Origin of the sequence: Pseudoduganella sp. UC29_71, assembly GCF_042693265.1 — a bacterium.
GTDB lineage: Bacteria > Pseudomonadota > Gammaproteobacteria > Burkholderiales > Burkholderiaceae_D > Rugamonas.
Map to the genome: position 1 here is coordinate 2,030,853 of NZ_CP170549.1, position 12,474 is coordinate 2,043,326.

11 protein-coding genes are annotated in these 12,474 nt (G+C 68.2%); 8 read left to right on the forward strand and 3 right to left on the reverse strand.

The features are described 5' to 3' along the window. Positions 1–1,794, forward strand: coding sequence for a bifunctional alpha/beta hydrolase/class I SAM-dependent methyltransferase (locus tag ACFJI2_RS08950; RefSeq protein ID WP_377704682.1), 1,794 nt, complete (start codon positions 1–3; stop codon positions 1,792–1,794). On the opposite strand, the gene ACFJI2_RS08955 is transcribed toward ACFJI2_RS08950, so the two are convergent. Further along, positions 1,745–2,362 (reverse strand): CDP-alcohol phosphatidyltransferase family protein, encoded by a 618-nt coding sequence (locus ACFJI2_RS08955; protein WP_377704683.1) that lies wholly within the window; start codon positions 2,360–2,362, stop codon positions 1,745–1,747. The two genes, ACFJI2_RS08950 and ACFJI2_RS08955, sit on opposite strands and share 50 nt — an antisense overlap. Beyond that, positions 2,359–3,543, reverse strand: coding sequence for a hypothetical protein (locus ACFJI2_RS08960; RefSeq protein ID WP_377704684.1), 1,185 nt, complete (start codon positions 3,541–3,543; stop codon positions 2,359–2,361). The genes ACFJI2_RS08955 and ACFJI2_RS08960 overlap by 4 nt, the downstream gene beginning before the upstream one ends. Before the next feature lie 50 nt (positions 3,544–3,593). Between ACFJI2_RS08960 and ACFJI2_RS08965 the strand changes: the two genes are divergently transcribed. Genes ACFJI2_RS08965 through ACFJI2_RS08975 form a run of 3 tightly spaced genes read left to right on the forward strand, consistent with a single transcriptional unit; the run spans position 3,594 to position 5,448 of the window. Next, the gene (locus ACFJI2_RS08965; RefSeq protein WP_377704685.1) at positions 3,594–4,346 is read left to right on the forward strand and encodes a hypothetical protein; all 753 of its coding nucleotides are present in this window, start codon (positions 3,594–3,596) and stop codon (positions 4,344–4,346) included. Beyond that, a complete protein-coding gene (locus tag ACFJI2_RS08970; protein WP_377704686.1) occupies positions 4,286–4,690 on the forward strand; it encodes a hypothetical protein in 405 nt (134 codons plus the stop codon). The genes ACFJI2_RS08965 and ACFJI2_RS08970 overlap by 61 nt, the downstream gene beginning before the upstream one ends. After that, positions 4,687–5,448 (forward strand): SDR family NAD(P)-dependent oxidoreductase, encoded by a 762-nt coding sequence (locus tag ACFJI2_RS08975; protein WP_377704687.1) that lies wholly within the window; start codon positions 4,687–4,689, stop codon positions 5,446–5,448. The genes ACFJI2_RS08970 and ACFJI2_RS08975 overlap by 4 nt, the downstream gene beginning before the upstream one ends. 16 nt (positions 5,449–5,464) lie before the next feature. Here ACFJI2_RS08975 and ACFJI2_RS08980 read toward each other — a convergent pair whose 3' ends face one another. Further along, positions 5,465–6,571, reverse strand: a complete 1,107-nt coding sequence (locus ACFJI2_RS08980; RefSeq protein WP_377704688.1) for an HAF repeat-containing protein — start codon at positions 6,569–6,571, stop codon at positions 5,465–5,467. Positions 6,572–7,062: 491 nt separating this feature from the next. Between ACFJI2_RS08980 and ACFJI2_RS08985 the strand changes: the two genes are divergently transcribed. The 4 genes from ACFJI2_RS08985 to ACFJI2_RS09000 all read left to right on the forward strand — a co-directional run bounded on the left by ACFJI2_RS08985 (position 7,063) and on the right by ACFJI2_RS09000 (position 12,470). Further along, positions 7,063–9,009: a gluconolaconase gene (locus ACFJI2_RS08985; RefSeq protein ID WP_377704689.1), complete on the forward strand. Its 1,947-nt coding sequence runs from the start codon at positions 7,063–7,065 to the stop codon at positions 9,007–9,009. Positions 9,010–9,234: 225 nt separating this feature from the next. Then, positions 9,235–10,047 (forward strand): glycine-rich domain-containing protein, encoded by an 813-nt coding sequence (locus tag ACFJI2_RS08990; protein WP_377704690.1) that lies wholly within the window; start codon positions 9,235–9,237, stop codon positions 10,045–10,047. 81 nt (positions 10,048–10,128) lie between these two features. Continuing rightward, a complete protein-coding gene (locus ACFJI2_RS08995; protein WP_377704691.1) occupies positions 10,129–11,319 on the forward strand; it encodes an acyl-CoA dehydrogenase family protein in 1,191 nt (396 codons plus the stop codon). 11 nt (positions 11,320–11,330) lie between these two features. Continuing rightward, entirely contained in the window at positions 11,331–12,470 is a 1,140-nt protein-coding gene (locus ACFJI2_RS09000) for an acyl-CoA dehydrogenase family protein (RefSeq protein WP_377704692.1), read from the forward strand. The last annotated feature ends 4 nt before the right edge of the window (positions 12,471–12,474 follow it).

Consider the following 12,474-nt stretch of genomic DNA (forward strand, 5'->3'; position numbering starts at 1 on the left):
ATGAAAGCTGAACGCTCACTGGCCTGGCGCACCACTGAATCCGGCTTCGACTGCAAGGACGGCACGCGCTTGTTCTACCGTGCCTGGGAGCCGTTGGCGCCGCGCCGGGACGGCCCGCAGCGCGCGCTGGTGTTCCTGCACCGGGGCCACGAGCATTCCGGCCGCATCCAGCCGCTGGTGGAGCAGTTCGGCTTCACGCAGGACCACGCCTTCGCCTGGGACGCGCGCGGCCACGGCTACTCGCCCGGCGAACGCGGCGACGCGCCCAGCTTCGAGGCGCTGGTGGAGGACTTCGACACCTTCATCCGCCACATCCGCAACGTGCACGGTTTTGCAGAGGAAAACATCCTCGTGGTGGCCAACAGCGTGGGCGCGGTCATCGCCGCCACCTGGCTGCACGACTACGCGCCGCGCGTGCGCGGCGTCATCATGGCGGCAGCCGCGTTCGAGATCAAACTGTACGTGCCGCTGGCCAAGCCCGCGCTGCGTTTCGCGCGCCGCTTCAAGCCGGAGCTGTTCGTCACCAGCTATATCCGGCCCGGCATGCTGACGCATTCGCCGCAGGAGGCCGCAGCCTACGGCGCCGACCCGCTGATCGCCAAGGCTATCTCCGCCTGCGTGCTGCTGGGCCTCGCGGACACGGCCAAGCGCATCGTGCACGACGCCGCCGCCATCGATACGCCAATACTGATGCTGGCCGCCGGCAAGGACTTCGTGGTCAAGGAAGGCCCGCAGCAAACCTTTTTCGACCGTCTGTCCTCGCCGCTGAAGCGCTACGTGCGCCTGCCGGACGCCTTCCACGCGCTGTTCTACGAGCAGGACACCAGCGTGGCGCTGCACGAGAGCCGCCAGTTCGTCGAACACTGCTTTGCGCGCGCGCCGCTGGCGCCGTCGCACTACCTGAACGCGGACCGCGACAGCCACAGCGCGCGCCGCTACGCCGCCATGCAAGCGGGGCAGAGCTGCGGCGCGCTGGCCAAGGCGTGGTTCGGGATGCAGCGCGTGATGCTGGGTGCAATGGGCGGCGTGAGCGACGGCATGAAGATCGGCCTGGAGCACGGCTTCGATTCCGGCGCCTCGCTGGACTATGTGTACCGCAACCAGGCCGGCGGGCGCTTCATCATGGGCAAAACCATGGACCGGGGCTACCTGGACGCGGTGGGCTGGCGCGGCATCCGCCTGCGCAAGCGGCAGCTGCAGCAGATGCTGGGCGAGCTTATCGCTGCGCATCAAGGCGACAAGCCGCTGCGCATCCTCGACATCGCCGCCGGTTCCGGACGCTACGTGCTGGAGACCGTGAAGCGCTTCCAGGACAAGGAGATCGAGGTCACGCTGCGCGACTATGCGCAGCACAATCTCGACCAGGCGCGCGCGTTGGCCACGCAATTGCAGCTGCGCGCCAGCGTGGATTTCCAGTTGCGCGACGCCTTCAACCCCGACAGCTACCGCGCCGATGAGGGCGAGTACGACATCGCCATCGTCTCCGGCCTGCACGAACTGTTCAGCGAGAACGAGCCGGTGGCCGCGTCGCTGAGGGGTGTCTTCAGCGTGCTGCGGCCGGGCGGCTACCTGATCTACACGGGGCAGCCGTGGCACCCGCAGCTGGACATGATTGCGCTGACCCTGACCAACCATCGCGGTGCCTCGTGGCAGATGCGCCCCCGGCCGCAGGCCGAAATGGACGGGCTGGTGGCCTGCGCCGGCGGCGAGAAAATCGCCACCAGCATCGGCCTGGAAGGCATCTTTACGGTGTCGCTGGCGCGGAAGCGCGCAGCGCCTGCCGCAGGCGGTTGAACACGGTCCACACGGACAGCACGATCACCAGCATCAGGATGCCGTTCAGCAGCAGCGGCGCGGCGCGGCAGGCGATCAGCAGGGCGAGCAGGCCGAACCAGAAGGCGCGGTCGCTCTTGCCCATGGGGCCGTCGAAGCGGCGCGGCACTGCCACGCTGAGCGCCAGCACGCCGGCGAACTCCGCCAGCAGCGCGCCCACCACGCACAGCACCACCAGCGGCGCGTGCAGCGCGGCAGCCAGCATGAAGGGCAGGTACAGCGCCGCGTCCGACACCTGGTCGCAAATCTCGTTGAGCAGCGTGCCGAGGCGGGTTTTCTGGCCGGTGGCGTTGGCCAGCATGCCGTCGATGGCGTTCAGCGCCATGCGCAGCAGCAGGAAGGCGGGCATGCCCAGCCACAGGCCGGTGCAGTCGGGCTGCCAGGCCAGCGCGGCGCCGTAGGCCACCGACAGCAGCATGGTGGCCAGCGTGATCTGGTTTGGCGTCACGCGGTAGCGCACCAGCGCGCGCATCAGCGGCTGCAGCAGTTGCTGGAATTTCGGCTTGAGCTGGTAGATCGAGAAACTCATTGCTGGGTGTACTCCTTGTAAAGTTGGGCGACGCGGCGGCTGCGCGCGTACCCCATGGCGCAGTGCAGATAGATGTTGCGGCCCTGGCCGGCGTGGGCGTCGATCGCGGCCAGGATGGGCTGGGCCGAGCGGGCGTCGAGCGCCTGCAGGTCCAGCAGCGGGAAGTGCTGGTAGGGGCGGCCGCGCAGGGCCTGCGTCTCGCTCAGTTCATTGGACAGGTCGATCACGGCGCAATCGGGCGGCAGCTGCGCCGCCTCGGCGTTGCTCAGGCGGCGCCCCACCCACAGGCGTTCACTGTGCCGGTCGAAGGGCGGGCGGTGGCGCTCGCGCCAGCGCACCAGCTGCCAGGTCAGCAGATAGCCGCCCAGGTAGGGCGCGTACAGCAGCCACACCCACGGCGGGTAGCGGCCGTTGTGCTTGTGCAGGAAGGCGGCATCGCGGCGGTGATAGGCCCATGCCACCAGCAGCAGGCTGGCGCCGAGGTACAGCCACCACGGTCCGCCCAACGCAAACCACGCCAGCAGCGCCAGGCCCGACATCAGCGCGTAGCAGAACGCTACCGGCTTGGACCCGGCCGCGACGGCGCTGCCCGCTGCGCGCATGGCGAGCAGGCCAAGCAGGGCGCCGCCCGCGACGTCGGCCAGGTGGTGCTGGTAAGTGAACACGGTGGTGGCCGCGACGAGCAGCAGCCATGCGGCGAGCAGGGCGGCGCCGCGATGGACGGCGCCGCGCAGCGCTGGCCAGAAAATCAGGCAATAGGCCACATGCAGCGATGGCAGCTGGTTGTAGGGCTGGTCCATGGCGGACAGCCGCGCGAACAGCCAGGCGGGTAGCGCGGCGTCCACGGTGGGGCGCGCGAAAGAGAAGCGCAGCGGGAAGGCGGCGAACACCAGGCAGGCAGCCACCGTGGCAAAGGCCACGCGGCGGCTCAGCGCAGACAGCTCGGCGCGGCTGCCCGCCAGCAGAAAGCTCAGCACGAACAGCAGCCCGGACGTCATGTAGGGCAGCACCATCCACGGCAAAAAGGGCAGCGCCGCATCCCACGGCAGCGCCACGCTGCGCGTCACGCCCGCGCGCGCGGCAAGATGGTTCGCCAGCGGGTAACATAGCCCGAACAGCGCGCCGTTGAACGCAAGCTGCGTCACGCGCTCGCGCATGCTGGGCACTGCTTCCGGCTTCATGGTCGAACTGTCCTTGTTATAAACTATGTAATTGATGCATTATGGCACGCATGATGCAAGCACAACCAGATCAACGCTACCAACGCTGCATGGTGCTGGCCGGCGGCGGCTTCCGCTTCGGCTACTACCTCGGCATGCACGCCGCCGCCGTCGACGCAGGCCAGGAACCGGACCTGCTGCTGGCCACCTGCGGCGGCGCGGTGGCCGGCGCCATCATCCGCAACCTGCCCGACAGCGCTGCGCGCAAGGCCTGGGTGGCCTCGCCGCAGATGTATGAATTCTTTTGCGGCCTGCAGTCCGGCCCGCGCGCCGCGCCGTTGCGCGCGCTGGCCAACGTGGCGCTGCGCCGCCTGCATCCCGGCAAGGCGGCGCGCCTGCCGGACCTGTTCCACGACTACCTGTTCGAGATTCCCGCCGTGCTGCCGCTGCCGCCCGTGGCCGGGCAGGGCGGCACCGCGCTGGCCATCCTGGGCGGCAAGCTGCTGTTCTCCGAACACGAAGTGGGCCTGCTGCGCGGGGACCGCCGGCTGTACGGCGTGACGCTGTTCTGCGGCAGCCGCACCGCCGCGCTTGCCGAGGGCCTGCCATCCGCCATCGGCAGCAACGGCTGGACCGACGCGGTGGAACCGGCGCTGCGGGTCGATACCACCATGCCGCTGGCCGACGCGGTGCGCATCTCCATCTCGGACATGTTCTACTTCCGCTGTCACTCTGTGCCCAGCGGGACTACACCGGCGGCGTGGTGGACCTGTTCCCCGTGGAGCTGGCGTGCAGCCTGGCGCGCCACGTCACCATGGAAATGAAGCCCCCCTACGACCAGCTGATGGCCATTCCCGCCCTGCGCGCCGTGTTCGGCGTCGACGGCAACCGCCGCATGCAGCATGTGCACGGCCAGCCGGTGGACGTGTGGGTGGACACCAGCGACGTCGGCATCGCGCTGCGCGGCAACGGCATCCAGAAGCGCGTGGACTGGCTGCGCAACCGTGTGCGGCTGGTGGCGCCGACCAGCTACGCGCGCTACCTGGAAGAAGTGGACGCGCAATGGCAATATGGCTACCAGCGCGCCGCCGAGGCTTACGAACTGGCCGCGCAGGGCCGCCGTCCGCCCATGCGCCGCGCCACGCGCCACAACAAGGCGCCCGCATGAGGGTGATGGTCATCGGCGGCACCAGCGGCATCGGCTTGGGTCTGGCGCGGCACTACTGGGAGCAGGGCGCGCGCGTGGCCGTCTGCGGCAGGCACCCGGAAAAGCTGGACGGGGTGGCGTTCGCGCGCGACAGCCGCGTCAGCGTCCACGCCTGCGATATCGCGGACCGCGCCGCCGTGGCGCGCCTCGTGGCGCAGTTTGCCGGCGATGCCTGCGATGCCTGCGATGTCGGCGAGGGACTGGACCTGCTCATCGTCACCGCCGGCCAGTACACCGACGCCGCCGCCATCGCGCGCGACCGCAGCAGCGCCTTGCCCGTGCTGCGCGTGAATGTCGGCGGCCTGGAGCACGCCTTCAGCGCCGCCGCCGACGCCATGATGGCGCGCGAGCAGGGCCAGCTGGTGGCGGTGGCCTCCATCGCCGGCCTGCAGGACGATTACCCGAACGGCTCCCTGTACAGCGCCAGCAAGCGCGCCGCCATCGCCATCTGCGACGCCTACCGCAAGGCGCTGGCGCCGTTCGGCATCGCCGTCACCGTCGTCGTGCCCGGCTACGTGGACACTGCGCGCCTGCGCGAACTGAACCACGGCGACGCCAGCGGCAAGCCCTACCTCATGCCCGAGCAGGAGGCGGTGCAGCGCATCGCCGCCGCCATCGCCGGGCGCGACGCGCGCTGCGTCTTCCCCTGGCAGATGCATGCGCTGGTGCGGCTGTTCAACCTGCTGCCCGCCTTCCTCAAGCGCATGCGGAAAAAGTAGCGGTCAATAGTAGCGGTCAATACCGGCGCAACGCAATGCCGCGATAGCGCCGCCGCAGCAGCATCAGCGCCACGGCGGTGCCGATCGCCATCGACATCATGCCCACGAATTCCCGGTGCCCCTTCGGCACCACCGGGACCATGTCCGAGCGCATGGTGGCCGCCGCGTAGCGCTTGCTCAGGTAGGTGGCCCCGGCCACCAGCTCGTTGTCGTTGATGGCGTTGGTCAGATACAGGCCCTTGCCCGCCTGGTGCACCAGCATCTGGCCGTCGCGGTAGACGAAGGAGCGGCGCTCCTCGCCGATCAGGATCGTGCCCACCACGTGGCCCGCCGCATTGATGCCGGTGGCGTAGCTGTTGCCGTAGCCGATCAGCGCGCCCAGGTCCACCATCCTGCTGCCGTCGTGCAGGAAGGCGTGCCAGCGCCGGTTCGGCATCTCGGAGGCGCCCACCACCAGGCCGGCGTCATTGATGCCGGTGGCCGCGCTGGAGCGCCCGCCCAGCGTGCCCAGATTTGTCATGCCCTGGCCCGGGCGGTACAGGAAGGCGCGCCGGTAGCCGTCCGGCAGCGCGGCTGTTCCCACCACCGCGCCGCTGTTGTTGATGCCGGCCGCGTAGCTGATATTGCCGCCCAGCGTGCCCAGATCCTGCATCCGGCCTTCCAGGTCCAGCACGAAAGCGCGGAAATAGCCGTCCGCCGTGTCCGCGAACCCGGCCGCCTGGCCGGCCGCGTTGACCGCGGTGCCGTAGCTGCTGCCGCCGCCCAGCGTGCCCAGGTCGCGCATGGCTTCGCCTTTGCGCACCAGGAAAGCGCGCCAGTGGCCCTTGCCGTCCTGCGCCGAGCCCACCACCAGGCCGTCGTCGTTGATGCCCTTGGTGTAGCTGTCGCTGCCGCCCAGGGTGCCCAGCTCCAGCAGGCCCTTGTCGTACAGGACCGCGCGCTGCTTGCCGTCCTCGTCCTCGATCACCGCCGCCACCTGGCCGTTGGCGTTGATGTCCACCGCGATGCTGGCTTCCTTGCTGTTGGCCGCGAAGCCCGGCAGCTGCTGCACCTTGGCGGCCGCGCCGGCGGCGCTGCACAGTCCCAGGATCAGGGTGAGGGGCAGCAGCGAGGCTTTCAGCATGGCGGTCTCCGGCGCAGTTATTCGAAAGGTAACTATAGCATTGGCGTCATCTTTTCGGTTAAGCTCGCTCTTCACTCATGGATGGGCAGTAACGTGGCGGCAAAGCGGAATCATTTGGCCCTGGCGGGCATAGGCGTGGCGGCGGCGATGGCCGGCGCCGGTGTGTATTTCTACCTGCAGGCGCGCGCGCCGCAACCGGCGGGCGTGCAAACGGCGCCGGAAGGGAAGGCGGCGGCGCTGACGCCCGCATTCTGGGCCGCGCGCGTGACCACCCTGGCGGGCGACGGCGTGGCCGGCGCCGCCGAGGGCAATATGCCGCTGACCGTGGCGCGCTTTGCCGACCCGTACGGGGTGGCGGTGGACGAGGCGGGCAGATCTACATTGCCGACGCCGGCGACAACAACCGCATCCGCAAGCTCGCGCCGGGCGGCGCCACGTCCACGCTGGCGGGCGGCAAGGAAGGTTTTGCCGACGGGCCGGGCGCGCAAGCCATGTTCAACACGCCGTCCGGCGTGGCCATCGACGGCAAGGGCAATCTGTACGTGGCCGACACGGGCAACAACGCTATCCGCAAGGTGGCGCCGGACGGCACGGTGAGCACGCTGGCCGGCAGCGGCGTGGCCGGCACGGCGGACGGCAAGGGCAGGGAGGCGCAGTTCAACGGCCCGGTGGGCGTGGCGGTCGGGGACGACGGCGTGGTCTACGTGGCCGACACCTACAACGACGCCATCCGCCGCATCGCGCCCGACGGCACCGTCACCACCATAGCCGGCGGCGGCGCGCCGGGCGACGCGGACGGCCCTGCGCTCAAGGCGGGCTTCGACACGCCGTGCGCGCTGGTGCTGGACGACAGCGGTGCGCTGCTGATTGCCGACACGCGCAACAACGCCATCCGCAAATTGAGCAAGGACGGCATGGTGAGCACCGTGCTGCGCGCGCCGGAGAACGACCGGCAAGCCCTGCTGCGGCGCCCGATGGCGCTGGCGCGCACGCACGACGGCCACCTGTACATCGCCAGCGGTTCGCAAGGCCGCATCCTGCAGCTCACGCCGCAGGGCGTCCTGGACGGACTGACGGACATCGCGCAGCGCGTGGAGCCCGGCTACGGCAGCGATGGCAAGGCGCAGCTGTATGCGCCGCGCGGCATGGCACTGGCGCGCAACGGCAGCCTGGTGGTCAGCGACGCCGCCACCTTCCGCATCCACCGCCTCAGCCCCGCCACGCCAGGCGATGCGCCGCCGCAGCCGGTCCACGCGGGCGACGGCACTGCGTCCGCACCGGGTGCGCCTGGAGCGCCGCGGCAGCCCGTTGCCCTGGCCGCGCTGCCGATCGGCGCGGCGCAAGCCGGCGCCGACGGCGCCAGCGCGGCAGCTGCCATCCCTGGCGCCCCGGCGTTGGTCACGCCCCCGGCCCCAGCTACGGCCACGGGCACGGTCGCGTTACGGCGGCGGGCCGCGCCGGTGGCGTCGATGCTGTGGCCAGTCGCCCCGCAAAACGAGCCGCACGAGATCGTCGGCCTGATGGGAGAAGTGCGCGGCAACTTCGAAGGCGAAAGCCGCGACCACTTCCACGCCGGCCTGGACGTGCAGGCCGACGTCGGCCAGCCCGTGCTGGCCGTGGCGCCGGTCAAGGTCAGCGACCCCTTGCCCAACTGGGGTTTCGGCAGCCTGAGCGAAGGCATCGCCCTTGGCAACATCTCCTACATCCACATGCGCGTCGGCCGCAGCCCGAAGAACGCCGCGCTGGACGAACGCTTCCAGCTGCTGCGCAACGCCAAGGGCAAGCCCGAACGCGTGCGCGTGCGGCGCGGCGCACGCTTCGCGGCAGGCGACACGCTGGGCACCATCAACGGCATGGCCCACGTCCACCTGGACTACTTCGACCAGGGCAAAGCCCTCAACCCCCTTAGCCTGCCGTTCAAAGGCCAGGTCGACACCGTGCGTCCGCGCATCAACAGCATCACGCTGTTCGACAGCCGGGGCAAAGTCATCAAGGCCGCCAAGCGCAAGCCGCTGGTCGTCCAGCGCAGCGCGGGCGAGTTGAGCATCGTGGTGGACGCCTACGACCAGATGGACGGCAACGAAGCGCGCCGCCGCCTCGGCCTGTACACCCTGGGCTACCAGCTGCTGCGCGAAGACGGCAGCCCCGTGGCCGGCTACGAGCAGCCCCGCATCACCCAGGTCTATGACGAACTGCCGCGCAACCGCGACGCCGTGAAATACGCCTACGCGCCCAACAGCGGCATCACCGTCTACGGCAGCAAGGCCACGCGCTTCGCCTACACGCTCACCAACCGCATGATCCACGGCCAGGTCACGCCCGGCATGTGGAACGTGGCCGAACTCGCGCCGGGCAATTACCGCCTGCGCGTGCTGGCCGCCGACTACGCCGGCAACCAGGCCGTCGAAGGCCGCGACCTGCCATTTACGCTGGAGTAGAAAGTTCACAATTGATACCCCATACCGCTATGGTGAACGATCGCTCAATTGTTAAATATGCGGGGCGTTGTGACAATTGGTGAGTATCTCAAAATAGTATTGAAATAAGATGATTCGCAAGCAAAACAGGTCCCGGCGAAACCGTACGGGACCGCGGTGACGGCCGCGTGGTGGTCGGCGTGGTTGGAGCCTTCCGAACCGCGGCCACTACGTGGAGGTAGAGTCATGTCCAAAATTCCGGAGCGACTGAGCGAGACACAAAAGGACTTCCTGCAAAAACTGAACAGCCTGGACTTCGGGCCGCTGGCTTACAAGCTGATGAACCCGGAGGACCGCCCCGGCCTGTCGCTGGAGCAGACGGCGGATGCCATCACCCGCTACAAGGGCTTCCTGTTCCTCACCCACAGCAACCACGGCAAAGCCATTTCGCCGTCGCGCTATGTGGATTACGTGTGGCACAACCACATCCTGGATACCGAGCTGTACCTGGCACAGACGGCCGCGCTGTTTGGCAAGCCGCTGCACCACTTCCCCTTCTTCGGCAAGCGCGGCGCGGCCGACGAGCGCGAACTGCTGGCGGCGGCCGACTACACGCGCGGCCAGGCGCGCGGCTACTTCGGCTGGGACGACGACGACTGGTGCGGCACCGGCGGCCCCAAAGGCCCGCGCCCGCCCAAGGGCCTGGCCGAACTGGCCGGCATCCTGTTCCCGTCCGGCGTGAGCCCGGCCGGGCTGGCGCGCGAGGCCGACACCTTCAGTCTGCAAGTGGGGAACTTCCGCCACACGGTGGAACACATCGGCGGGCAGGGCAACCAGATGTTCGCCATGCAGGGCTCGCGGCTGGACTACCTGGAAAAGCTGCTCAAGCTGCCGATCTGGGTGATCGTCTGCATGCCGGCCGAGCTGAGCGTGATCGACGAGATCGTCTCCATCCGCAAGGAACGGCTGGTGGAAGTGTCCAAGGCCCTGGTCGAGCAGCGCCTGGCGCCGCAAGGCTTCAACCGTGAAATGGTACAACTGGAGGCTGTGGTGCATTAAAAGGTGTTGAAGCTGTCTCCTTGTGCGGTACAATAAATGAACGGTCGTGCTTTTTGCGATTGCTCATAACAAGGAGACAGCATGGATTTGAACTACTCGTCCGAGGATCTGGCGTTCCGCGACCAGGTGCGCGCCTTCCTCGCAGCCAACCTGCCCGCCGACCTGCAGCAGAAAGTGCGCAAGCACCTGCGCCTGTCGCGCGAAGACTACGTGCGCTGGCACAAAATCGTCGCCAAGCAAGGCTGGGTCGCGCCGGCATGGCCGGTCGAGTACGGCGGTCCGGGCTGGAACGCCACCCAGCGCCACATCTGGGAAGAAGAGTGCGCCATCGCCGGCACGCCGGCCATCCTGCCGTTCGGCATCAACATGGTGGCGCCCGTCATCATGGCCTTCGGCAACGCGGAACAAAAAGCCTACTACCTGCCGCGCATCCTGAGCTGCGAGGACTGGTGGTGCCAGGGCTATTCGGAGCCCGGCTCCGGCTCCGACCTGGCCTCGCTGAAAACCACCGCCGAGCGCGTGGGCGACCATTACATCGTCAACGGCCAGAAGACCTGGACCACGCTGGGCCAGCATGCCGACATGATCTTCTGCCTGGTGCGCACCGACAGCACCGTGCGCAAGCAGGAAGGCATTTCCTTCCTGCTGATCGACATGAAGACGCCGGGCATCACCGTGCGCCCCATCATCATGCTGGACGAAGACCACGAAGTGAATGAAGTGTTCTTCGACAACGTGAAAGTGCCGGTGGCCAACCTGATCGGCAAGGAAAACAAGGGCTGGACCTACGCCAAATACCTGCTGGGCCACGAGCGCACCGGCATCGCCGCCGTGGGCCGCTCCAAGCGCGAACTGCAGTTCCTGAAGAAGGTGGCGCTCAAGCAGCTCAAGCGCGGCAAGCCGCTGCTGGACGATCCGCTGTTCGCGGCCAAGGTGGCCAACCTGGAAATCGAGCTGATGGCGCTGGAGACCACGGTGCTGCGCACCATCTGCCAGGAAGACCAGACGCCCGGCCCGCAAGCGTCCATGCTGAAGGTGCGCGGTTCGGAGATCCAGCAAATCCTCACCGAGCTGATGATCGAAGCGCTGGGTCCGGACGCGCTGCCGTTTGACACCCGCTACCTGGAAGGCAAGTCCGAACACGCCGTCACCGGCGACGACGACAACGCGCCGCTGGCCGCCTACTACTTCAATTTCCGCAAGACGTCGATCTACGGCGGCTCGAACGAGATACAGAAAAACATCATCACCCAGATGATCCTGGGCCTGTGAGGGGAGACAGCATGGACTTTACTTTCAAAGAAGAACAGCAGCAGTTCGCCGATGCCCTGCGCCGCTGGGTGGACAAGGACTACGGCTTCGAAACGCGCAAGCGCATCATCCATTCGCAGGCCGGCGTGTCGGACCAGGCCTGGGCCACGCTCACCGAGCTGGGCATGCTGGCGCTGCCCGTGCCGGAAGAGCAGGGCGGCTTCAACGGCAGCGCCGTGGACATGCTGGTGGTGATGCAGGAAATGGGGCGCGGCCTGGTGGTCGAGCCCTACCTGGCCACTGTGCTGGGCGCGCAATTCCTGAAGCTGGCCGGCGGCCACGAGGGCTTGCTGGAGCAGGTGGCGGGCGGCGAACTGAAACTGGCCTGCGCGCTGGGCGAGCAGCAGTCGCGCCATGACCTGAGCGACGTTGCCTGCAGCGTGCGCGGCGCGGAGAACGGCTATGTGCTGAACGGCACGAAGACCGTTGTCATCCACGGCGGCCAGGCGGGCGCCTTCATCGTCTCGGCCCGCAGCGGCGGCGAGCAGCGCGACAAGGGCGGCATCTCGCTGTTCGTGGTGCCGGCCGGCACCAAGGGCGTGACGGTCACCGATTACCGCACCATCGACGGCCAGCGCGCCGCCACCGTGCAGTTCAGCGACGCCGAAGTGCCGGCGTCCGCCTTGCTGGGCGGCGTGGGCGCCGGCTGGGACATCATGGACGCGGCCGCCGACTACGGCGCCACCTTGCTGTGCGCCGAAGCGGTGGGCGCCATGGACGCCATCTTCGGTGCCACGCTGGAATACCTGAAGACCCGCCAGCAGTTCGGCGCGCCGATCGGCAAGTTCCAGGCCCTGCAGCACCGCATGGCCGACATGTTCATCCACCTGGAGCAGGCGCGCTCGATGGCCATGCTGGCGGCTGTTAAAGTAGCGTCCAGCGACGTGGAGGAGCGCCGCCGCGTGGTGTCGGCCGCCAAGGTGCGCGTGGGCCATGCTTGCAAATTCGTCGGCCAGCAGGCGGTGCAGCTGCACGGCGGCATGGGCGTGACGGACGAACTGCCGGCCGCGCACCACTTCAAGCGCCTGACCATGATAGACCTGACCCTGGGCGACGCCGACCACCACCTGGAACGCTTCATCGCCCAGCCTGGATTCAAACACGCCGCTTAAATCG